Origin of the sequence: Nitrospira sp. ND1, assembly GCF_900170025.1 — a bacterium.
In the GTDB taxonomy this organism is placed as follows: domain Bacteria; phylum Nitrospirota; class Nitrospiria; order Nitrospirales; family Nitrospiraceae; genus Nitrospira_A.
Genome location: NZ_FWEX01000005.1, coordinates 673,774 through 696,534, shown reverse-complemented (window position 1 = coordinate 696,534; position 22,761 = coordinate 673,774). Strand labels below are relative to the sequence as shown.

The window sequence follows — 22,761 nt, the reverse complement described above, 5'->3', positions numbered from 1 at the left end:
GCGACGACGAGGGCTGAATCGATGATAGGTGCGATCTCCAGGAGAGGCGTGATCGGGAGCGTGCGGTCATGACGAAAAAATCCACAGGCACACGCGCACAGGTGGGAAAGTCTCCCGCATCGCCGGGGCGGAACCGGACCGGCACGGATGCGTTCATGGCGGATCTCAACCGAATCATGCGGGAACAAGCGTTTGAAAGCCTGGACGATGCGCAGGCCTTCATGACTCGTCTGATGGAAGAGGGGGGTGGCCGGCTTCCCCTGCTTCGGGCGCAGGCTCCGACAGAACGGGCTCAAGCATTGATCTATCAGGCCTGGGAGGCACGGACTCAACGACAAGCTGCCGCCCTCGCCCGCGAGGCTCTCGAAATTTTCCCTGATTGTGCGGATGCCTACAATGTGCTGGCGGAGGCAGAGGCACGATCCCCGCAGGAAGCCTGTACCTTGTATCAGCAAGGGGTCGATGCCGGGCGGCGGAGCCTGGGCAAAGCCTTTTTTGACGAGCACAGGGGATACTTCTGGGGCATGATCGAAACCAGACCGTACATGCGCGCGCGCCGGGGGCTGGCCGATTGTTTGTGGGCTCTAGGCCGGAAGCGAGAATCGCTCACGCATTGCGAAGCGTTATTAGAGCTGAATCCTGACGACAACCAGGGGATTCGCCATGGATTGTTGAGTCGCTATCTTACGCTGGGGAAGGATACTGGAGCAGCACGACTCTTTCGTGACTATGCGCACGACGCCTCTGCCGCGTTTCTGTGGAGCCATGTCTTGCTCGACCTTCGACGGGGAGACCAGGTCGCAGCAAAGGAGCATTTGGTATTGGCGATGGACGGCAATCCGCACGTGGCTGGGTTCTTTGCCGGCAAGCGGAAACCGCCGGCTCGCTTGCCGGAACACTATAGTCCCGGAGACCGGAACGAAGCGGTTTTGTATATTGCGAACTTTGCCGAAGCCTGGTTGGCGTCGCCTGATGCGATGGATTGGCTGACGGATCAGTTGGCGACCTGAGCGAAGCGACTGGTGTCGAATCACCGTGTGGATACGCCTCTCAGCATTCCCGTCCTTGCGTCGCGTCATCAGACCTGGTACAGTGCGGGTGTTCGCGTAAGACCTTCTGTAGCCGGGGGCAGCAGCCCTTGAATCTCTGAAGTCTTACGCGATTGTTGTTTGTGCCCGCAGCCGCGCCGTCTCCGCTGAGCCTACCGCCGAAGGTTGTTCCTCCGTCGTTCGCACTGCCAGCTCGTCACCGCCGTGGGAATCTTTCTTTACCTGTTCTAGAGGTGTCTCGTTGTTTCACGAATCCTGTTTCGTTCTCCGGGCATTCCTCCGCCATGCGGCAGGGAGCCTGTATCACATCGTCATCGTCGCCATGAGCGCAGGCATTGCGCTCCTCCTGCCGGCCGGAGCCGGCCGGTTCCTGTCGTTCTGGTCGCATGTCGAACATGACAAATTTTCACTGATTGCCGTCGAGATGATCGCGGCTGTTCTGTTGATGGGCTGCTTCAACTATGTCCACCGCAGTCTGCGGGATCGGGCGCTTGCCGAAGCTGCGCTCGGCGCCGGCCTCGTCTCTTTCTTTCCCCGGCGCGGGCCACAGGCGCGCCGGCGTATTCAAGCGTTGAAAGATGAGCAGGGTACCGGTCGTTCCGTGATGGTGATCGGGTCCAGCGGAGCCGGGACCCTGGTGGACCAGGTCGGCGATCTGTCGTCGGTCCTCGACAAGAGCCTGGAGGCCAAGATCCTCCTGGTGAATCCGTTCAGTCAGGATGCGCGCGCCCGCATGCAGGCCTTGGCCCATCCTACCTGCACGTATCCGGCCTTCCGTGAGGAGGTTCGGCGGAGCATCGCGCTGCTCAAGCGTCTCAAGGCGATCGGCAAGGTCGTGAGGCTGAAGCTCTATGCCGATGCTCCGCTGGTCAAACTGGTGATCCTCGGTGACTATCTCTGGTTGCAGCATTACCATGTCGATCTGGATAGTCAGAACATGCCGGAGTATGTCTTGCAGCGGAACCGCAAGGAGCATGGTCTGTATACGTTCTACGCCCACTACTTCATGCAGCGATGGGAGAGCCTCGAGTTGCCTGAATACGATCTGGATACCGACGAACTGGTGTACCGCAGTCGAACCGGTCAGGAGATCCGGAGGGAGCCGGTTGAGATCGGGGCTGCTCCGGTTGCCGCACATTCCGCGGAAACTGCGCGGGTCGATACGCGCGAGGCGTTTCAATTGCTGCACGCGCCGGGTCCGTACCTGCCGGCTCGCGGGTACGACGTCGAGTAGGGCAGTTGTTCTTTCATTCCTCACCGCCTGTTCAGAGCTTCGGTTGTTCTCTGCCGAGACATCGCGGTCGCTGTGGTATTACTATGGCGGTCATGTCGACGCATCGATGTATCGGCCTGAGTAGGTGAGGGGGAGGAGTGAGGGACCATGGGTAATGGAGTGGAACGACGCGCAGTCTCGCCGATGACGACGTTCTTTTCGTACGGATTCCGCCCGTTTTTCCTGGGGGCTGCACTGTTCGCCGGTGTGGCGGTTCCCGCCTGGATTCTGATCCTGGCCGGAACCGGGAACCCGGTCCTGCTCTCCACGGCTCGCGATTGGCATGTGCATGAGATGCTGTTTGGTTTTCTCCCTGCAGTGATTGCCGGCTTCCTCCTCACGGCGGTGCCCAACTGGACGGATCGTCCGGCGATCCAGGGCCGCGAACTGATGCTGCTCTTCAGCCTGTGGCTGGCCGGACGTATGGCCATGGCGATTCCTTTGGTGACACCGTTCTTCGCCGCCATCGTGGACGGGGCGTTTCTCGTCGCGTTGGTGGGGCTGCTGTGGCGGGAACTTGCCGCCGGGAACAGTTGGAACCATGCGCCGGTGGCCGTAGCGATCAGTCTGTACGCCGCCGCGAATATGACCTTCCATGTTCTCACAGTGAGCGGCGCGGAGACGGACCTTGCGCTGCGGCTCGCGCTCGCGCTGGACCTCTTCCTGCTGACCTTCATCGGCGGACGACTCACGCCGAACTTTACGCGAGAATTTCTGGCGGGTCACGGGAAGAAGGAACGACCTGCACCGTTTTCCCGCTTCGACGCACTCTCGATCGCGCTGGTCCTCATGGCCGCGCTGGCCTGGACGGTGCTGCCGTTGGCGTCGGCGACGGGCTGGATCTTTCTCGCTGCCGGGACCGTGAATCTCGTTCGTCTCTTGCGCTGGTACGGCTGGCTCACATGGCGGGAACCGCTCGTGCTGAGTCTGCATGTGGGGTACGGCTGGCTCGCCTTGTCGATGCTGGTTCTCGGGTGCGCTCTGCTGGGAATCGGGCTCGCGAAAGAAGATGCGGTGCATGCATTGACCACCGGCGCCGTCGGATCGATGACCCTGGCGGTGATGACGCGTGCAAGTCTCGGCCACACGGGGCGGCCCAAACATGCCGGTCCCGCAACGGTCTTCATCTATGGGTTGGTGATCCTCGGCGCGATGTTGCGTGTCTTCGGACCAGGCACCGGCCTTCCGACGAATCTGGTGCTTGGCTCCGCCGGAGCCGCGTGGAGCGGGGCCTATCTGCTGTTTGCTCTGGTCTATGGGCCGTATCTTGTCCGACCCAGCCTGGATGAGTGAGGGGAGGGGGGAGGTGCCGGGGGCCTGCCGATCGGCAACGTGTTGAGGTGGTTGACGCGGTGCAGGTGGTCGGGAACCCGGAGGGAGGACCGTGCTGCCGGTTAGAGTTCCTCGCCGTACTTCAGGAAGTGCTGCTCCTTGGCGCCGTCGATCCAATTGTCGTGTCGGATGCGATCGGGGAACGTGTTGAGTTCCGATGCCATGTGTTCGACGTCTTGTTCCTTCCACTCGGCGATCTGCCGGAACGTGAACATCCCCATGCGATTGAGGACGCGCTCCATCACCGGGCCGATCCCGTGGATCTGTTTGAGATCGTCTTTTTGGGCCGGGTGACCTTTTCCTGCGCTCCGTTTTGTGGTGGCGCTACCGGTTGAGCCCGACTCGGTGGCTCCCGTCGACTTAGCTTGCGCGCTGAACCGCTGGGCTACACGATACTCGACGAGTCGCTTGCGGAGTGCTCCAATCTCTTCTTCCCGCTCGCTCACATCCATCACACGACGCTCTTCGGCCTCGCGGAGCGCAAGGTCTTTTTTCTCCACCTCGCCCCGGAACATGTCCAACTCTTCGACCGTTGTCCGCAGACGCTGAATCTCCGCGTCCCGTTCCTGCAATGTCTCTCCGAATCGCGCGAGGTCTTCCTGGCTCTGCGTTCGCAGGTTGGCGAGGTCCAGTTCGATTGCGTTGAGGCGTGCCTGGGTCTGTGCGAGTTGCTGTTCTTTGGCCTGTAGTATGGCTGACGCGCGGGCGCGATCCTGCTCCTGTTCGCGCTCCAATCGGCGGCTTTTTTCCAGGAACGGTTCCAACTCTTCCGTACGGGTGCGCAGCCGGGCGATCTCGGCATCTTTCGGCGCCAGTTGCTCCACCCAGGTTTTTAAGGTAGCAATCTCCTGGTCGCGGGCAATCAACACGTCTTCGGCATTCTCCATCTGCGCCTGCATTTCGGCAAATCCCGTCGATTGTGCCTTGATCCTGGCTTCGGCTTCTTCGACCTCGCGTCGGAGGGTATCCCGTTCACGTTCGGCGGCATGCAGGCGCACACCCTTTTCACGAACCTCCGTCTGCAAGGCCGTGAGTTGTTCGACTTTTGTCCCGAGGTCGGCGGTCAGGTCTTTGAGCGCCGCTTCCGAGGTGATCATCTTGCCTTCCAGCATCTGGACGGCAGAGGTGCGCACCTTCAACTCATGGTTGAGGGTATCCAGTTCATGTTCGCGCCCGCGGAGTCGGGTGGCGATTTCGGACAGCTGCTGACGTTTTTCAGAGGTGGCAAAGCTGCGGAGCAGCCAGCCCATCATCAGTCCGATGGTCGCTGCCACCAGCAAGCACCCCACCATTTGCAGAATCATGGCTCCCATAGGTTCACCGTTCCTCTTTCACACGAAATTCGATGCGCCGGTTTTTCTTCGACGCGGCGCGCGTCCGGTCCTGGCTCAGGGGGCGCGTCGATCCATAACCGACGGCGGTCAGCCGATTCGGTATCTGATGTTCCACGAGGTATTGCCGGACCGCCTCGGCTCTGGTGCGGCTCAGTTGGAGGTTGTAGTCGGGATCGCCGTAGGAGTCGGTGTGGCCGCCGATTTCGATGACTGCATCGGGTGCCCGCTTGAGCGCCGGCACCAGTTTGTCGACCACGGCTCGTCCCTTCGAAGTCAGGACCGCGCTGTTACTTTCGAATGCGATATGTTCGCCCCGCAATATCTCATCCAGCCCGGCTTGGACTTGGGCTCGGGAGGCATGCGGTGCGGCGGACGGCTGGCTGGCGGGAGTAAGGTTGGCCTGACTCGCGGAGCCTGACGACGCGACGGTCACCTGGTCTTGCACGTGTATAGAGGTTCCGAGCAGTGAAGCCACTTCATGGAGCAGTTTTGTTTTTGCGTCCGCGCTTGGGACTGCGCCTTTTACCGTCACCGTCTGGCCGGAGAGGGAGAGGGTGGCCTGATGGTGCTGGAGTGTGACCGCCTGTGTGACGAGCGCGGGGAGGGCGGCTTCCCATCCAGCGGCCTGGCCGTCTTCGATGATGTTCAGATTGTCGGTGACACGCAGCCTGAGGCTCTTGGCGAGATCTTGTGCGCGCGCCACCGCGGCGCCTTTGGCCTCCTCGCTGGCTACCGTGCCGGACAGTGTCAGCTGGCCGTTTTCAATGTGGGCGCTGAACGCGGAGTGACCGGTCGCCGACGACGTCACCGGCAGGTGTCGAGGGATACAGAGGAACGCCAATAATGTGAGGGCGAAGAGTCCTACGCCGAAAATAATTCCGCGCGACATGCGCAAGCCTTTATCGTCTCAGGCACGAGGCCCCGCTGCGGCATCGAGTCGCCGTGGGCTGGTGTCGTTTCAAGACTTCGAGTGTTACTTGATTAAGCTGATGCGTCACCTCATGTTGGCGCATCTCTATCGGCGGAAGGGTATCACATCGCCGATACTCATGCTAGCCTGGATTCTTCAGCAGAGGCCGGCGTCTGCCGGGTGATTTCGCGTCGCGCAGCCGTGCCGTTCGGGGTCGAGTTCAGGTGTGTCCGGCTTGCAGTGGCCGTGAGCCATCTGGTATTGTCACGGCGCTTTTCGTCTAGCTCATGGTTTCCCACCCACACGATATCAATAGTTGAAGGAGTTCATCATGGCCAGCATTGCGCGGGCACTGATCAGTGTTTCTGACAAGACCGGAGTCGTCGAGATGGCGAAGGGGCTGGCGGCCCTGGGCGCCGAAGTGTTGTCCACCGGTGGAACCGCGAAGGCCTTGCGTGAGGCAGGCGTGGCTGTCACCGACGTGGCCGCCTATACGGGGTCGCCGGAGATCCTGGACGGGCGCGTGAAGACGTTGCACCCGAAAATTCATGGCGGACTCCTCGGCCGCCGTCGCGTGCCCGATCATGTCAAGCAGATGCAGCAACATGGCATCGGCAACATCGATGTGGTGGTGGTCAATCTCTATCCCTTTGAATCGACGGTCGCGAAGCCCAATTGTCCGTTCGAAGAGGCCATTGAAAATATCGACATCGGCGGTCCGTCGATGTTGCGATCCGCCGCGAAGAATCATGAAGACGTGCTGGTCCTGGTCGATCCCGCCGACTACGGCCGGGTGCTGGAGGCGCTGAAGTCCGGTTCCGTGACCCCCGCGTTGCGCCGCGAGTTGGCCATGAAGGTGTTTCAGCATACCGCCCGGTATGACAGTCTGATTGCCGGGTATCTCGAAAAGCAGGTGCAGGGGAGCGAGGTGAAGTTCCCCGCCATCCTCTCGCTGCAATTTGAACGTGTGGAGACGCTGCGCTACGGAGAAAATCCCCATCAGCAGGGGGCGTTCTATCGTGAAATGAATGCCAAGGAACCGGCTGTGTCGCGCGGGAAAATTCTCCACGGCAAGGCCATGTCCTACAATAATTTCCTCGACTCCAACTCGGCGCTCGAACTCGTGAAGGAGTTCGAGCAGACCGCGGTGGCCATCATCAAGCACAATAACCCCTGCGGCTGCGCACTCGGTGCGACACCGGTGGACGCCTATGTGAAGGCGCGCGCGACCGACCCCGTGTCGGCGTTCGGCGGTGTCATTGCCTTCAATCGTCCGGTGGATTTGGCTGCGGCCAAGGAAATCACCTCAACCTTCGTCGAGGTCGTCATCGCGCCGGGCTTCGCCGAGGACGCGCTGGCTGAACTCAAGCGCAAGAAGGACATCCGTCTCTTGGACGTGGGACCGCTGAGCAAGGCGACTGCGGAGGGGTACGATCTCAAGAAGCTGGTCGGCGGATTGATCGTGCAGGATCGCGATTTGGGCATGATCAAGGACATCAAGGCTCTGGCGGTTCCGACCTCGCGCAAGCCGACCGAAGAAGAATATGCCGCCTGCGCGTTTGCCTGGGTAGTCTGTAAACATGTGAAGTCGAACGCCATCATCTACGGGCGTCCGGGCGAAATCGTCGGAATCGGAGCCGGGCAGATGAGCCGGGTGGACTCGGTGAAACTGGCCGTCATGAAAGCCCAGTCGCCTGTGAAGGGCTGCGTGATGGCATCCGATGCCTTTTTTCCGTTCCGTGACGGCATTGACGCGGCGGCGGAAGCCGGCATTACCTGTGTGATTCAGCCGGGCGGTTCGATCCGCGACCCTGAGGTGACGAAGGCTGTGGACGAACACGGAATGGCGATGATACTCACGGGCATGCGCCACTTCCGCCATTGAGGGGCGTTGAAACGGGCCTCCAACTTCGTTCTCGGCGAGAAAAAATCCTCAACGTAGCCCTGAGGCTACGCCTCCGGTTTTTTCTTGCCTGCGGCCTTGTTGGCCATCCCGTTTGAACGCCCTCAGGGGATGTGTCTTCTTTCGCTTATCTGGACGAGCAGGAAAACGTCTCGACGTCGGCAATTCTGACGAGCCTGCCACTTACAAGATGCTGCTTCGTTTTTATTTAAAGTAAAGGTTGAGATGTGAAGATTCTTGTTGTCGGTGGTGGCGGGCGGGAACATGCCATGGTGTGGAAGATCGCCCAAAGTCCGCGGAAACCGCAGATATTCTGTGCGCCGGGGAATGCCGGCATCGAAGGTCTCGCCACCTGTGTCCCGATCAAGGCCGATGATATCGAGGGTCTCAAGGCGTTTGCGCTCAAGGAGCAGATCGATCTCACTGTAGTCGGCCCGGAAGCGCCGTTGGCGTTGGGCATCGCGGATGAGTTTCGCAAGGCGCGACTAAAAATCTTCGGACCGACCAAGGCCGCCGCTCGCCTGGAATCCAGCAAGAGCTTCTCCAAAGACATCATGGCCGCCAATCGAATCCCGACCGCTGCCGCGCGCAGCTTCGAACGCATGGACCAGGCGCTGGCCTATCTGGACGAGCAGCCGGTTCCGATTGTGGTCAAGGCCGACGGTCTCGCGCAGGGCAAAGGGGTGGTCGTGGCTACGACACGCGAGGAAGCCAAGCAGGCCGTCCGCGATGCCATGGAAAAATCCCTGTTCGGTCAGGCCGGACATCGCGTGCTGATCGAAGAGTTTCTGGACGGCGAAGAGCTGACGCTCATGGCCTTCACCGACGGGAAGACCGTGGTCCCTATGGTGCCGGCTCAGGACCACAAACGAGTGGGAGACGGCGACAGCGGACCCAATACCGGCGGCATGGGCGCCTATGCTCCGGCGCCGATTGCCACGGCTGCGCTGCGTGAACAGGTGACGCGTCAGGTGCTGCAGCCGACGGTGGATGCGCTGGCCCGTCTGGGTTGCCCCTTTCAAGGTGTGCTCTACGCGGGCCTCATGGTCGTGAAGGGGACCCCCTATGTGCTGGAGTTCAACGCGCGTATGGGAGATCCTGAAACTGAAGTCGTGCTGCCGCTCTTGAAAACCGATCTGGTCGAGGTGATGGAGGCGGTGGTCGAGCACCGTCTAGATGAATTGACGGTGGAATGGCATCCGGATACGGCCGTGTGCGTCGTGATGACGTCGCCGGGTTATCCCGGTTCCTATCCGACCGGCCTTCCCATTCAGGGGCTGCCTACTCCATTCGGTGAATCGCGCGTCGCGGTGTTCCACGCCGGTACGAAACGGGAGTCGGGGCGCGTGGTGACTGCGGGAGGACGAGTTCTGGCGGTCACCGCCTGGGGGCCGTCTTTGCTCGATGCGCGGGCGCAGGTGTATCAAGCGGTGCCTTCGATTTTGTTTGAAGGGCGCCATTATCGAACCGATATCGCGCATCGGGCCTTGCCGCACAAGATCTGATCCGAGCAGTTTTCGGCCATTATTCCATGGCTCTGATCCTTCCCTTTACCGACACAACCTGCGATCGCGTTCTGCCTGATGTCCGACAGGTGTTGGATGCGCATGGCGTTCTCGCGCTGCCCACCGAAACGTACTACGGTTTGGCGGTCCGTCCGACGGATGAGACGGCGCTCCGGCGTCTCATCGAGTTGAAAGGGCGGCCATCCGATAAGCCGATTCTCGTGCTTATCGGAAGCCTGGACCAATTGCCTCAGTTGGTCCAGGCGACTCCTCCCGCCGCAGCCCTCCTGATGGAACAGTTCTGGCCCGGGCCTCTGACCATCGTGTTTCCTGCGGCGCCTGACTTGCCGGCGCTGTTGACGGCGGGGACCGGAACGATCGGGGTGCGGCAGGCTCCCTTGCTTCAGCTCCAGCATTTGTTGCGGCACACCGGCCCCCTGACCGGGACCAGTGCCAATCGCTCCTCGGAACCACCGCTCGACAACGCCGTGGCAGTGCAGCGCGCGTTGGGGGCAGGGGTGGATCTCATTTTGGATGGCGGGCACACGCCGGGAGGTCTCCCTTCTACCATGGTGGATGCGCGCGACCGCCCGCACCTGCTTCGAGCCGGGGCCCTCTCCACGGACCTGATCCGCGCGGCGCTTGCACGGCAGGGTTACGAACTTTCATCATGATTTGATTCTCGGTTGTCGGTATAATTCACCCTCATGGGAGGATCACTTATGCTCATTCGTTCACGTCGCGCGGTGATGGGACTGTCTACGCTCGGGGTCGGTGCGATGCTTCTGCTGTCGGGGTGCGATTTCTGGCCGCCGGCTCTCCAGGCTCAGATCGAACAGTTGCACTCGGAATCCCAACAGGCGGCCGCAGATAAGGCGCTGCTGCAGAATCAGCTCAACGCCGCGAACAAGGCGAAAGAGGAACTGCAGATTCGGGTGGAAGATTTGACGCGGGTGAATAAAGAAAAGTCCGCGATGATCGCGAACCTGGAGCACACGATCGCCGCCGCAAGAGAACGCGCGGTGAAAGCCACGAAGAGCAGTGCGGCCAAGCCGGTCGCAAAATCAGCCGTGAAGAAGTCCGTCAAGCCGACGCACAAGCCCGCCGCGAAGTCCTCGGTCAGGTCCCACAGCACCAAGAAAATAAAACCTGCCCCGGTGAGGTAAACACCCGTCGCTTCTGTTGCCGGTGGTGTCCGTCCCTTCTGCTTCCGGGACTGGTACACCGTTGAAAAATTCCGTCAACGGCGGTCCCGCCTGGTTCAGGGCCTCCACGTACTGCAGGGGGACGCGTCGGGCTAGAACACTGTCAGCGTACCGTCTCGCCGGCGTCCAGCGACCTGGGGCTCCTCTATCGTCGCGCCGCAGGCTTCGCTGCGGCTCCATTGGGCAGCGAGTTTGAACGGCCTGAGGAGGATGTGCAGGGAATGCTTGACTGTCGCCGGTGCTGAAGCGCGCAGGGGGGCAACCATCTGTCAAGAACCTGCTAGGTGCTTGAGGACGATGAGGAGCTTGAGCCTGATGTGCTCGTGCCGGATGTGGATGTACTTGTACTCGTCGATGTCGTCGAGCTCGGAGCTGCCGCAGGGGCAGGAGCAGGCGTTGTCGTAGAACTCGTGCCTCCGCCTTCAGAGGAAGCCGGTGCCTTTGTCTTATCCGTGCTGGACGCCGCCGGTTTCTCGGAGGTATCGCTTCCCGAGCCGGGTTTCATCTTGTCCGAATAGTCGGTGATATACCACCCGCTGCCTTTGAACATGATGGCAGGGGAAGAGATCAGCTTCGTCACTTCTTTTCCGCAACGCACACATTCCTTAATGGGCTCGTCCTTGATGCTTTGCTTCACCTCGAAGCGGTGGGCACAGCTCGTACATTGATATTCATATATGGGCACGGGTCATTCCTCCTCTGGTCAGCTAGCGTCGCGCGCTGTCCTGATGCTCGATTTGCCGGGATCCGCGGCGCCATCTTGTAGTAGCTTTGATTGAGCCAAAATCAAGTGCTACGAGGTATTCAGGTCCTCTGAGCTTAGGACAACCGGCGAAGCGCCGCATCGATACGGGTCAGTCCTCGCTCGATCGCTTCCATGGCGGTCGCATAGGACAGCCGAATGTGAATGTCGCTTCCAAACGGTTCGCCGGGCACCACCGCCACCTGGGCCTCGTTGAGTAGATAGGTCGCCAGGTTCGCCGCGGAGCCGATGGGCTGATCCTTCCAGCGCTTGCCCAACAAGCCGCTTACATTCGGGAACGCATAAAACGCCCCCGTGGGCATGCAGCAGGTCACGCCGGGCATCTTGTTGAGACGGTCGACCATGACGCGTCGGCGCCGGTCAAATTCCGTCACCATGGTTTTGGTAAAGGGATTCCCGAGGCGAAGCGCGGCCACCGCAGCTTTCTGTGAAATCGAACAGGGGTTCGAGGTGCTCTGGCTTTGAATATTGGCCATGGCCGTCAGCAGCGGCTTTGGTCCCGCAGCGTACCCGATGCGCCAGCCGGTCATGGCGTAGGCTTTCGAGACTCCGTTGATGACGACGGTTCGAGCCGCCACTTCCGGGCTTAAGGTCGCGATGCTGATGTGCTGGGTGCCATCGTAGAGCACTTTCTCGTAGATCTCGTCCGAGATGATCACCAGGTCGTGGCGCAGGGCTGCGGCCGCAATACCTTCGAGGGTTGTCCGGTCGTAGGTGGCGCCGGTCGGGTTACAGGGACTGTTGACGATGATGGCTTTGGTTCGTGGCGTGATGACGGCTTCCAGCGCTTCCTGGCTGATCGTATACCCGTCTTCTTCCCGCGTCTGGAGCAGGACGGGCGTGGCGTCGTTGAGCAGGGTCTGGTCCTGATAGGAGACCCAGAAGGGAACCGGGATAATCAGTTCATCGCCCGCTTCAAGCAGGGCCTCCGCCAGGTTGTAGAGTGAATGTTTGGCGCCGCAGGAGACGAGGATCTGGGACTTGTCGTACTGGAGGCCTTGCTCCTCCTTCAATTTATCCGCAATCGCCACGCGCAATTCGTCGATCCCCGACGACGGCGTATACTTCGTGAAGCCCGCGCGAATGGCTGCTTCTGCCGCGGCCTTCACCGGTTCGGGGGTATCGAAGTCCGGTTCTCCGGACGCGAAATCGATGACATCGATCCCTTGTGCCGCCATCGACTTGGCGGTGGCGGTAATACTGAGGGTCGGGGAGGGGACAATTCGTCCGACACGGGCTGCAAGTTTCATCCTTTGAAACTCCGAATTCGTTCTTGGAGCCTCCGAGCCACTTCGGGATGCACAAAGTCCTGGAGCGATCCGCCGTGGCTGGCGACATCCTTAATGATGGTGGAAGACAAATAGGAATATTCCTCACTGGGCATCAGGAAGACCGTTTCGACGGTTTCCGCCAGCTTGCGATTGATGAGCGCCATCTGAAACTCATGCTCGAAATCGGAAATTGCCCGTAGGCCGCGCAGAATAGCATGGGCACCGCATTCCCGCACAAAATCCACCAGCAGCCCTTCGAAGGTGGTGACTTCCAGGTTCGGCAGATCTTTGGTCACCAGTCCCACCATCTCCAGTCGTTCCTTCACGCTGAAGAACGGGTGTTTGCCCGGGTTGGGCGCGATCGCCACAATCACCTTCTCGAACATCCGAAATCCGCGTCGGATGATATCGCTGTGTCCATGCGTGATCGGGTCGAATGTGCCGGGATAGACGGCGGTCTTCATCGGGGTTGGGCTTCTTTCGCTGTGACGTGAAATCGTGTGAGCGCGGTGTCGCCGTAGTCGTACCGTTTGACCTGCGAGAGCAGGCCCAGGGTCTGCGGGATCTCCGCTTTCTTTCCGTGCTCGATGATCACCACGGCATCGTCGGCCAGCCATCCGGCATTCCATTCCTGCGCCATTGCGATGAGCTCCGGGGTCAATTGGTAGGGCGGATCGCAGAACACAATGTCGTAGGGGCCCGACCACTGGGTTGCCCGACGGAAAAACTGGCTGACCTGGCAGGCGCAGACATTGGCGGATTGTTGCAAGCCGCATTGCTCAAGGTTCGAGTTGACTAGGCGCAGGGCCTGACGATCAGCTTCCACAAAGGTCGCATGTGCCGCGCCGCGGCTCAGCGCTTCAATTCCGATTGAGCCGGTTCCGGCATAGAGGTCGAGCACACGAGCTCCCGTGGTCCGTTCGCCAAGGATCGAAAAGAGGGCCTCTTTCACTCGGTCGGACGTCGGTCGAATCGCCTGTCCTCTGGGACCAAGCAACCGTCGGCCCCGATGAAGCCCTGCGATGACGCGCATGATCGTATTCGGGTGAGAGCCATTCGTCTCTGGCTAAGAAGTGAGAGACTCTAACACAGCGTTTTTGAAGGGGTCAAGGTGACGAGGTGTGATCACGGAGATGGAAGCGTCGAAAAGGTCTTCTCCCCGCCGCGGGGCGGGGAGCGCTGCAGACGTCGACGAGGAGTGGGCGTGCTTTGACGCGTAGGAAGCGGCTCGCTATAATCGGGCGACACCAAGTCTCGGTTCACGCGGGCTGAGGAGGTGGCCGAAATTCAAAGGTCGTCACACCACCACATCACACAGAGAACAGAGCAGCGAACGCGCCGGACTAGCGGGTCGCGACGGGCTGAGCTTCGCGAGCGGCGAGGCTCTTTCTTCGATTCGCCGAAATCGTCCGATCGATGATGGCTCCACAGTTAATGCACTTCCAGGCGTAGAAAATGAGGAAGAAGTCTGAGAACCGTTCCAACATCATCATGCCTTTGCACTTCGGACATTCCATTTGCTCCTCCTGGGTGGTGACGTTTACAGCTGTGTCACCTCTCAAGCAAGAGCTGCACCAAAATGTCAAGTCTATGTTTTTCAACTATTTATGTATGCCAACCGCCATACATGAGATGCGTCAGGCGTCAAGTCTCCGGCACAAAAAGGTGCAAGCCGACATTTTTTTGTCGTAGGAAGTAGGCAATGACACCCCAAAAAACAGGGCGCGGGATTGGAAAGTGGCCCGAGACTGAACGTCCGCGCGAACGTTTGCTCCGTGAGGGTGCCGAAAGCCTCTCCGACGCTCAATTGTTGGCCATTCTGTTGCGCGTGGGGCGGCAGGAAGCCTCCGCCGTCAAAGTCGGGATGGAAGTACTCGATCGTGTCGGAGGTATCTTCGGCCTGCTGCATTGCAGCGCCGAGGAGCTCTGCGCCATTCCCGGAGTGGGCCCTGCCAAGGCTGCGCAGTTGAAGGCGGCGGTAGAAGTCGGGAAACGCGCGGTGTCTGCGCCGTTGACGACCGGGACGCGCATCAGCTCGAGCGCCGACCTGTTTAAGCATTACCACGCACGGTTGCGGGACTTGCGGCACGAGATTTTCGCGGTGGTGCTGCTGGACGCCAAGAACCAAGTCATTCGCGACGTGACGATTTCTGAAGGCAGTCTGACGTTGAGCATCGTGCATCCAAGGGAAGTCTTTATTCCCGCCATGCGTGCGTCTGCCGCCGGAGTCATTTTCCTCCACAATCATCCCAGCGGGGACCCCACGCCAAGCCAGGAAGACCGGGTGTTGACGGCCCGGCTGGTGTCTGCCGGTTCTCTCCTGGGAATTCAGGTCCTGGATCACCTCATCGTGGGGGACGGTCGCTATGTCAGTTTTGCCGACCAGGGGTGGTTGAATGGGGAAGGCGCGAGGGTATGAACTGCGGCGACAGATCGCGCTCGCTCCTTTCCCGGCAGAATTCGATCGAATGTTTTGAGAAAGGATGGCATCACCTGCACGTGTCTCTCTAACCAGGCCCACAGCGGCCGCCGACTCATCGGAGGAGGTCATCATGAACGTTCCCCTCACCGAATCCATCAGGAATGTGGCTGTGGTATCGCATGCGGGATCGGGCAAAACCTCGTTAGTCGAAGCGCTGGCGTATTGCGCGGGCAGTCTCTCCGCTCCCGGCTCCATCTTCGCCGGAACCACGGTGTCGGATTTTGAGCCGGAAGAAATCCATCGCCGAACCTCACTCAACACCACCGTCCTTCGTTGCTCTTATCAGGATCGAGTGCTCACGCTTCTGGATACCCCGGGCTCGCCCAGCTTCATCGGTGAGACGCGATCGGCATTGCGTGCGGCAGACGGTGTGGTATTGGTCGTGAGTGCGGCATCGGGCGTGCGCAGCGCCCTGCAGAGGATCTGGTCGATGGTCCGTGACTCCGGGGTACCCTGTGTCGTGTTCGTCAATGATCTGGACAAGGACGGCACGGTATTCGACAACACGGTGGAGGATCTGACCAAGGAATTGGAGATGACTGCCGTTCCCCTGATCCTGCCGATGGGCAGCGGTGCGCAATTGGGCGACGTCGTGGATGTGTTGCAGAATCATGTGGTGACGTCGCAGCCGGACCGTCCGAAATCGCAGCAGGGGCCGGTGCCGCCTGAGTGGCGTGACCGGGTTGATCAAGCCAGGCGTCGCGTCATGGAACTCGTAGCCGAGGGAGACGAGGCGCTGCTCGAACGGTATTTGACCGACGGCGCATTGACGGAGGAGGCGTTGCTGGAGGGACTGCAGGCCGGAGTTCAACGCGGGTCGCTGGTGCCCATCGTCGGAGGATCCGCCTTGCGACACATCGGTGTGCACTCGCTCCTGCACACTCTCGTCGATCTGTTGCCCTCACCAGTCAGTCGCGCCCGGGTTGCACCGCTGCAGGGCACAGGGTCGATGGAAGACGGGGGACCGATAAACAGGCACCCGCTGCCGACCGATCCATTCTCCGCCGTCGTCTTCAAGACCCTCATCGATCCATTCATCGGCCGTCTTTCTTACGTGCGCGTCTATTCGGGAACGCTGGAAGCGGATACCGCAATGTATAATTCCACGCGGCAGGTCAGGGAGCGAGGCGGGCATCTGTTCTCCATTTTCGGCAAAAAATATACGCCGATCACGCGTGCGACGGCCGGAGAAATCGTGGCGATCGGCAAGCTGAAGGATACGGTGACGGGAGATACGCTCTGTGACGAGCATGCGCCGATCCGATATCCCGGGATTCCATTTCCCAGGCCGGTGGTGTCGTTTGCGATCGAGCCGAAATCGAAGACAGATATCGAGAAGGTGAGCCTGGGGCTGCATAAGGTGATCGAGGAAGATCCGAGCCTGGAGTTCGTGCGTCATATCGAGACGAAGGAGATGGTCCTGAGCGGCATGGGCCAATTACACATCGATGTGGCGTTGGAAAAACTGCATCGTAAATACGGCGCGGACGTGATTGTGCACGCGCCGAAAATTCCGTATCGGGAAACGATTCGTAGCGTGGCCCAGGCACAGGGGAAGTATAAGAAGCAGACCGGCGGCCATGGCCAATATGGTGATTGCTGGTTGGAAGTCGGTCCGTTGCCGCGCGGCCAGGGCTTCGAGTTTGAGAATAAAATCGTCGGCGGCGCCATTCCGCGCAACTTCGTGCCGGCGGTCGAAAAGGGTGTCGTGGAGGCGCTGCATGAAGGGCCGCTTGCCGGGTATCCTGCCGTCGATGTGCGGGTGACCGTCTACGATGGCTCCTACCATGTGGTGGATTCATCCGAGTTGGCCTTCAAAATCGCCGGGTCGATGGGAGTGAAAAAAGCGCTGGAAGCGGCCCACCCGATCTTGCTTGAGCCGCTGATGACGGTTGAAGTCGAGGTACCGGCCGAATGTGTGGGGACGGTCCTTGGCGACCTGAATGCGAGGCGAGGCCGGATCGTCATGGTCGAGGCGAACGGCCACATTGAAATCGTCAAGGCCCTGGTGCCACAGGCCGAGATGCTCAGCTATGCGGCGTCACTAAATTCAATGACGGGAGGACAGGGGAGCTACGCAATGGAATATGCTCAATACGAGGAAGTGCCGCGCGAGTTGGCCGGCCGCATCATTGAGGAACACAAGATGGAGCGCCACGGGGCCGTGGCGCATTGACCGGCGGGATCCGCCAGAAGGAAGGATTGGCGGGCTATCCCTCTTACCGATCGGCGGGCTTCAGGACGACGTAGAATGCCCGCCCTTCGCGCAGGACGCGCAAGAGAATCGTGTCGCCGCGTTTGACCTTGGAGACGGCCACCGTGAATTCTCCGACTGTGCCTGTGTCGACGCGGTTGACTTCCTTGACCAGATCGCCTTCCCGCAACCCTTCGGCCTGGGCCAGACTTCCTGCTTCTACTTTCGAGATCAGAACGCCTCTGCTCTCGTTCAGTCGAAACTTCTCCGCCAGACCCGCAGTCAGGTCTTGTACGTCGATTCCCAGCTTCAAGTCCGTCCTGCTCTGAGGAAGAGAGGCCGTAACCACCGCATCACGGCGTTCGCTCAGGGCCACGTTCAGCGTGAGGCGTTTGCCGTCCCGCACGACTTCAACATGCGTCGTGGAACCGGGGTCTAACGCGGCGACCAGGCGGGAGAGTTTGTTCGGGGTATCGACGAGCGCGCCATCGACTTTGGTGATGACATCGCCCGGCTTGATGCCGGCCAGAGCGGCCGGGTCCCGTTCGAATACTTCGTTCACCAGGACCCCTTCGTTTTCATCCACGCCGAATTTGTTGGCCAGATCCGGTGTCAGCGGTTGCAGCCCGACGCCCAGCCAGGCCCGCACGACCTTTCCCTTCGAGATGAGCTGGTTCATCACCTGCTTGGCCATGTTGGAGGGAATCGCAAATCCGATCCCCTGGGCAAAATTGATGATGGCCGTGTTGATGCCGATGACATCTCCCCGCAGATTGAAGAGCGGTCCGCCGGAGTTCCCTGGATTGATGGAGGCGTCGGTCTGGATGAAGTTCTCGTACCGTGAGAGATTGATGTTTTCCCGCCCGATGCCGCTGACCACCCCGAGCGTCACCGTTCGATCCAGACCGAAGGGGTTTCCGACCGCCAGCACCCACTGACCGACCTTCACTCCGGTGGAGTCACCGAACCGGGCGGCGGGGAGGGGGTGGTCGGTCGTGACTTTCAGAACAGCCAGGTCGGTGTCCGGATCCTTGCCGACGACTTGTGCGAACAGTTTGGTCTTGTCGGAGAGGCGAACCTCAACTTCCGTGGCATCACCCACCACATGGTTATTCGTAATAATGTGACCGTTTGGATCGACGATGACGCCTGAGCCGGAACCTGTGGAGTTCGGAACCCGCTCGCCGGATCCGTCGCGCGACTTGCCCAGGGTCTGAATCGGGAAAATGCTCACGACCGACGGTTTAGCCTCCTCGGCCAAGTCCGTGATCACGGTTTGGAGTTCTTCGAGCATGCGCAGCCCAGGCGACTCTTTCCGAGGGGGTGATGCGATGTCGGTAGCGGCCAGTGTGATCGCTGAGGTGCCTGTCAGCCACCCGGAGAAACCGAGAGCGAGAATGAGTGCGGTCGCGAAGGAAGTCTGTGTCTTCATGCTGGGCAAGCTCCGGAGGCCGAATCTCACGAACCTGGTTCGGTTTCAGAATAACAGATTCTCGGGCGGCAACGGAAGCGAGGAGGCTTAGGCCGATTTCGATGCAGCCGGTCGTTGGAAATGCGGAAGCCAGTGAGCCAAGTCGTGGCGAAGGCCGACAAGAATCACAATGTCGTCGGGCCGGAGCGTCATGGAATCGGAGAGCGGGAGCAGGAATGGGCCTCGAAAGACCGCCACGATGTGGGTCGTCGACGGCAGGTCGAATTCACCGATCGGATGGCCGATGACCGGTGCGCCACGGGCGACGAGCACGCGTTCGATGGCCGCGTCACGCAGACCCAGTTCGCGTTGCATGGTGAGCAGGTCCTCGTGGGCCAATTCGATCTTGAGGTCACGGATATGCCGTTCGATCTGTTGCAAGGCGGCCTGTTGCCCCTTGATGCGGTCGGAGGCTGTGCGGATGGTATTTTCCAGCGACGGGAGCGTGCCGGGAGCGACCGCCGGTATGGCGCCGGAGGGTTTGGTTCCCAACTCTGCGATGCGGCGACCGACCTGTCGATGAATGGCGTGAATCTGGTTCAGAATCGTCGTGGCCTGACCATGGAGGCGCAGGACATGGACCTTGCGGTTGACGCGTTCCGCGATGGCGACAATCGTCTCGTAGAGTGCGCTGCCGGTGAGGAACAGTTCTTTGCGGACGCGAGCCAACAGCTCAAAAGACAGCATCGGATAAATGTCCGATAAGATATATTATGTCAACTTGCTTGTCCGATTCGAGATTCCGTCCCACTCCACATGTCCGAACTACTAAATCTTATTACACTTTGGAAGTAAAATGATGTCAGCCGTATTTGGGCACTGGGCACAAAAATGTTCATTCCCGCGCCGCTTGCTATAGCAGCCGAGTGTAGGCTGATACCCCAACTCAGTCAATTGGATGATTTTTCGACGAACGGCAAGAATTAGCTTTGCCATACAAGGATGGTGTCTTCCAGGCCAAATATATAGAAGGGCCGGAAACTGGGGCAGATGCGGGCGAATCTCTGGCACTAAGCCGATGCTCTCCCTTACGGTATATTCTTCAAGTCCAAACGCCTTTTTAGAATGTCATCCTAAGCAGCCCGTTTTGATTCGTGGTCTTGAATCGAAAGAGCCTTTTCCCATCGCCTTGGCCACCACCAATGAAGCCTCTGCCTGTTTCCCATTTTAGGGACCTTCACAACCCATTCGCCAGCTCGATCCTTATTCAGGCGATACAAGGGAAAAGCGATATGCTCCTTTTGCCGCATCAAGCTCCCGAGCTCCTGGCATCGCCGATACGTTCTCAGACATTCCAGCCCGAATATTCGAATGGCAGCCTCTTGAGAGATGCCTGATAGTATTCGGTCGGATACAAAATCTATCTCGCGATGGATGAGCAATAACTGCCGCGAAAAGAATTTTTGCGGAACATCGATGTTTTCCCAAAACATTCTCCAGAGAAGCAACGCGTATGCCTCTTGGCAGAATTGCCGCACGGGCAATTCTCTGGCTGTGACCGGGAACCAAAGGCCACGCCCCATTTTCTCAAAACACTTTTGATGATCTTTGTGAACTCGCCTTGTAAGTGAACGGCGAATCGCGCGATACACATCGAAAAATTTCCTATTGTCTAAAGATCTGGATGAACCTGGTCCATCGACGCTACGCGTCATATACTCCACCGTGACATGTAAGTCTGCCTCTCGTAACTCTGCGATTTGTTGCGGAGCGCTCACTCCTAAGACGTCCGCCCACCTTTCCGGCAGACGTCGAACATAGGCCTGAAATTCATTCTCGTCCGGTATAAATCGAGCTAATTTTGAGATCTGAGCCTCAATCGTTTGGTCCTCCCTCCGTTTAGTCAGCCACTCCCCGATCTCAGACATGATGCGAACACGCTCTTCTTGTTCCCCTTCTGTCATCTGTCCGACACGGCTACGTTGCCACCAGACCGCTCCGCATTCTGCGCAACCATACGGAGTACAAAACGACTGCCTCGACAAATAGTAAAGAGGAGTTGGCCTACCGCAGTCAACACAGACGTTCAGGAGCGGCTCCTTGTGCAGAGGGCATTGGGGAATGAATACCAACTGATGGAGAGGCGTATGAAATCCTCCCCTGATACATTTCGGACAGATACGAAGGGATCGACTGGCTAACACTTTCGCTTCGTCCGGGCGAACATAGTCAACGGTGCGCGCCGTCCTCATTTGGAGGTCTGTTAAGTTCAGTGAAAGCTGTACGATCTCCGGATTTAGAGCGCCCCAGCCATGTAAGTTCCGATCCCGATCCGACCAGTTTTGAGGATGTTGTCTTTTCGACGCAATACCAAATTCGCGCTGAATATCTCGAGCCCCGCATGCATTAAGCCCCATGAACTTCTGAAGGATTGACCATGTGGACTCAAACGGAAAGCATTGGCTGGCATCCCAAGTATATCTTGCGCGCGGCATCGTCTGACAATTCACTGTGTTCACTTGGTTCATAAGTATCGCCCCGCATCACGGTATCCAGAACGTTCGATGGCTTCTTTCCACTGATTCAACGAAATTGTCGGTGGGCCGCCGTCAATCGACCTGTAGTCCCTGAGAGCAAATTCCACAGTTCTTGAAAAGTACTGCATCGGGATTTCAGTTTTACCGGGCAGTTTGGCCTCCGCCCGCACGTGCTGGAAAGCCTCCCAGAGAACCTTTGCTTCCCCGGCCAAACGCCATCCCGCCTCAAATCCTGAGGGAAAGAAATATCTCGTGAACGAGCAGCCGCTGGCCTCAGGGTACTCGGACTCATCGTCGTAGCCCTTCAGGCAGTAAGAGGTGGCTCCGGTTGGTTGGACAGTGTCGGCCCATTCTTAAGTGGCGCCTGGCGGATTGTTGACTACGCGGCGGTCTGCCGTGTCGTCAGATGGTCATAGTACACCTGGTCTGGTGTCTGACCGTCAAGGGCCTGATGCGGCCGGGTCTGATTATAGAACGTCAGATAGCGCGCCACCCCCTGATGCGCGGCCTCGACGGTGTCGTACGCGTGTAGATAGACCTCTTCGTATTTAATGCTCTTCCAGAGTCGTTCCACGAACACGTTGTCCCGCCAGCACCCTTTCCCGTCCATGCTGATCTGAATGCCGTGGTGGGTCAGCAGCCCCGTGAACTCCTGGCTCGTGAATTGGCACCCTTGATCGGTGTTGAAGATCTCGGGGCAGCCATACTGCGTAATCGCCTCCTGTACGGCCTCGAGACAGAAGTCCGTCGTCAACGTATTGGACAGCCGCCACGCCAAGACCCGACGACTCGCCCAGTCCAGCACCGCAAAGAGATACAGGAAGCCACGACGCATGGGAATATAGGTGATATCCGCCGCCCAGGCCTGATTCGGACGCGAGATGGTGAGATCCCGCAAGAGATAGGGGTAAATCTGATGGGCTGGATGCCGCCGGCTGAGCGACGGTTTGCGATACAGGGCCTCAATGCCCATGCGGCGCATCAGAGTGGCCACCTGGCGTCGGCCAATGGCGCGGCCCTCGCGTCGCAAGAGATCGCGCAGCATGCGCGCACCGGCAAAGGGATACTGGAGATGCAGCTCGTCAATCCGACGCATCAGCGCCAGCGTCGTCTCTGAAACCGGCATCGGCTGGTAGTACGCGGTCGAGCGGGCCAGCTTCAGCAGCTGGCATTGCCGCACAACCGGGAGGGGATGGGTTCGATCGATCATGGCTTTGCGCTCCGCAAGCCCGCCTTGGTGAGCGCCCCGGCTAAAAAATCATTCTCCAGGGCCAGCTGGCCGATCTTGGCGTGCAGGGTCTTGAGATCGGGCGTCTCTGCTGGCGGGTTCGCTCCGCCAAACACGTCCGCCGCCCGCGCCAGCAATTGCTGCTTCCATTCGGTGATCTGGGTGGGGTGAACCTGAAACTGCTCCGCTAAGTCGGCCAGGGTTTTGTCGCCTTTGACCGCCGCCAAGGCCACCTGCGCCTTAAACGTGGCCCCGTGATTCCGTCTCGTTCTCTTCATCGCCTCGCTCCTTTGTGTCGCCACCTCGCGGGGGCCTCGGTGAAGCCAGGCTACCACTTAGCACACTGTCCGAATTTCCGGAGCCC

The 22,761-nt window shown here is 59.4% G+C and carries 20 protein-coding genes and 1 pseudogene; 10 read left to right on the top strand and 11 right to left on the bottom strand.

Annotated features, from left to right (window positions below):
• Nucleotides 1-68 precede the first annotated feature (68 nt).
• From NSND_RS03415 to NSND_RS03405, 3 genes are all read left to right on the top strand, one after another.
• Complete coding sequence (locus NSND_RS03415) at nt 69-1,010, top strand: hypothetical protein (RefSeq protein ID WP_080877620.1); 942 nt, start codon at nt 69-71, stop codon at nt 1,008-1,010.
• A gap of 280 nt (nt 1,011-1,290) precedes the next feature.
• Nucleotides 1,291-2,283 carry a hypothetical protein gene (locus NSND_RS03410; RefSeq protein WP_080877619.1) on the top strand — a complete coding sequence of 331 codons (993 nt, stop codon included), beginning with the start codon at nt 1,291-1,293 and terminating at the stop codon, nt 2,281-2,283.
• 147 nt (nt 2,284-2,430) lie between these two features.
• A complete protein-coding gene (locus tag NSND_RS03405) occupies nt 2,431-3,615 on the top strand; it encodes an NnrS family protein (protein ID WP_080877618.1) in 1,185 nt (394 codons plus the stop codon).
• A gap of 101 nt (nt 3,616-3,716) precedes the next feature.
• On the opposite strand, the gene NSND_RS03400 is transcribed toward NSND_RS03405, so the two are convergent.
• Both NSND_RS03400 and NSND_RS03395 read right to left on the bottom strand, forming a co-directional pair.
• Nucleotides 3,717-4,967, bottom strand: a complete 1,251-nt coding sequence (locus NSND_RS03400; protein ID WP_080877617.1) for a hypothetical protein — start codon at nt 4,965-4,967, stop codon at nt 3,717-3,719.
• A 4-nt stretch (nt 4,968-4,971) separates the two neighbouring features.
• Nucleotides 4,972-5,877 (bottom strand): OmpA family protein, encoded by a 906-nt coding sequence (locus NSND_RS03395; RefSeq protein ID WP_080877616.1) that lies wholly within the window; start codon nt 5,875-5,877, stop codon nt 4,972-4,974.
• Between the two features lie 352 nt (nt 5,878-6,229).
• Between NSND_RS03395 and purH the strand changes: the two genes are divergently transcribed.
• The 5 genes from purH (at nt 6,230) to NSND_RS21600 (ending at nt 11,029) form a co-directional block, all read left to right on the top strand.
• Nucleotides 6,230-7,783 carry a bifunctional phosphoribosylaminoimidazolecarboxamide formyltransferase/IMP cyclohydrolase gene (gene purH / locus NSND_RS03390; RefSeq protein WP_080877615.1) on the top strand — a complete coding sequence of 518 codons (1,554 nt, stop codon included), beginning with the start codon at nt 6,230-6,232 and terminating at the stop codon, nt 7,781-7,783.
• A gap of 245 nt (nt 7,784-8,028) precedes the next feature.
• A complete protein-coding gene (purD, locus tag NSND_RS03385; RefSeq protein WP_080877614.1) occupies nt 8,029-9,306 on the top strand; it encodes a phosphoribosylamine--glycine ligase in 1,278 nt (425 codons plus the stop codon).
• A 26-nt stretch (nt 9,307-9,332) separates the two neighbouring features.
• The gene (locus NSND_RS03380; protein ID WP_080877613.1) at nt 9,333-9,980 is read left to right on the top strand and encodes an L-threonylcarbamoyladenylate synthase; all 648 of its coding nucleotides are present in this window, start codon (nt 9,333-9,335) and stop codon (nt 9,978-9,980) included.
• Nucleotides 9,981-10,028: 48 nt separating this feature from the next.
• Nucleotides 10,029-10,472, top strand: coding sequence for a hypothetical protein (locus tag NSND_RS03375; RefSeq protein WP_080877612.1), 444 nt, complete (start codon nt 10,029-10,031; stop codon nt 10,470-10,472).
• Nucleotides 10,473-10,795: 323 nt separating this feature from the next.
• Nucleotides 10,796-11,029: a hypothetical protein gene (locus NSND_RS21600; protein WP_235000151.1), complete on the top strand. Its 234-nt coding sequence runs from the start codon at nt 10,796-10,798 to the stop codon at nt 11,027-11,029.
• A gap of 26 nt (nt 11,030-11,055) precedes the next feature.
• Here NSND_RS21600 and NSND_RS22025 read toward each other — a convergent pair.
• The 5 genes and pseudogenes from NSND_RS22025 to NSND_RS21470 form a co-directional block, all read right to left on the bottom strand.
• Nucleotides 11,056-11,196: pseudogene (locus NSND_RS22025) on the bottom strand (FmdB family zinc ribbon protein); the annotation flags it as partial.
• A gap of 134 nt (nt 11,197-11,330) precedes the next feature.
• The gene (locus tag NSND_RS03365; protein ID WP_080877610.1) at nt 11,331-12,524 is read right to left on the bottom strand and encodes a pyridoxal phosphate-dependent aminotransferase; all 1,194 of its coding nucleotides are present in this window, start codon (nt 12,522-12,524) and stop codon (nt 11,331-11,333) included.
• Nucleotides 12,521-13,009 (bottom strand): pantetheine-phosphate adenylyltransferase, encoded by a 489-nt coding sequence (coaD, locus tag NSND_RS03360; protein WP_080877609.1) that lies wholly within the window; start codon nt 13,007-13,009, stop codon nt 12,521-12,523. Before coaD ends, NSND_RS03365 begins: the two co-directional genes overlap by 4 nt.
• Nucleotides 13,006-13,578, bottom strand: a complete 573-nt coding sequence (gene rsmD / locus NSND_RS03355) for a 16S rRNA (guanine(966)-N(2))-methyltransferase RsmD (RefSeq protein WP_080877608.1) — start codon at nt 13,576-13,578, stop codon at nt 13,006-13,008. The genes coaD and rsmD overlap by 4 nt, the downstream gene beginning before the upstream one ends.
• 310 nt (nt 13,579-13,888) lie before the next feature.
• Nucleotides 13,889-14,062: a hypothetical protein gene (locus NSND_RS21470; protein ID WP_013249094.1), complete on the bottom strand. Its 174-nt coding sequence runs from the start codon at nt 14,060-14,062 to the stop codon at nt 13,889-13,891.
• 185 nt (nt 14,063-14,247) lie between these two features.
• On the opposite strand from NSND_RS21470, the gene radC reads away from it, so the two are divergent.
• Together radC and fusA are read left to right on the top strand one after the other, a co-directional pair.
• A complete protein-coding gene (gene radC / locus NSND_RS03350) occupies nt 14,248-14,964 on the top strand; it encodes a RadC family protein (protein ID WP_080877607.1) in 717 nt (238 codons plus the stop codon).
• A 133-nt stretch (nt 14,965-15,097) separates the two neighbouring features.
• A complete protein-coding gene (gene fusA, locus NSND_RS03345; protein ID WP_080877606.1) occupies nt 15,098-17,203 on the top strand; it encodes an elongation factor G in 2,106 nt (701 codons plus the stop codon).
• 43 nt (nt 17,204-17,246) lie between these two features.
• Here fusA and NSND_RS03340 read toward each other — a convergent pair whose 3' ends face one another.
• The 4 genes from NSND_RS03340 to NSND_RS03325 all read right to left on the bottom strand — a co-directional run bounded on the left by NSND_RS03340 (nt 17,247) and on the right by NSND_RS03325 (nt 22,675).
• Nucleotides 17,247-18,653 carry a Do family serine endopeptidase gene (locus NSND_RS03340; RefSeq protein ID WP_080877605.1) on the bottom strand — a complete coding sequence of 469 codons (1,407 nt, stop codon included), beginning with the start codon at nt 18,651-18,653 and terminating at the stop codon, nt 17,247-17,249.
• Nucleotides 18,654-18,740: 87 nt separating this feature from the next.
• Nucleotides 18,741-19,379, bottom strand: coding sequence for a TrkA C-terminal domain-containing protein (locus NSND_RS03335; protein ID WP_080877604.1), 639 nt, complete (start codon nt 19,377-19,379; stop codon nt 18,741-18,743).
• Between the two features lie 386 nt (nt 19,380-19,765).
• Entirely contained in the window at nt 19,766-20,596 is an 831-nt protein-coding gene (locus tag NSND_RS03330; protein WP_080877603.1) for a hypothetical protein, read from the bottom strand.
• Nucleotides 20,597-21,548: 952 nt separating this feature from the next.
• Nucleotides 21,549-22,675 (bottom strand): IS3 family transposase gene (locus NSND_RS03325; protein ID WP_369974229.1). Its coding sequence is split into 2 segments (ribosomal slippage): nt 21,549-22,417 and nt 22,417-22,675, totalling 1,128 coding nucleotides; the frame shifts between segments, so codons are not numbered across the junction.
• Nucleotides 22,676-22,761 lie beyond the last annotated feature (86 nt).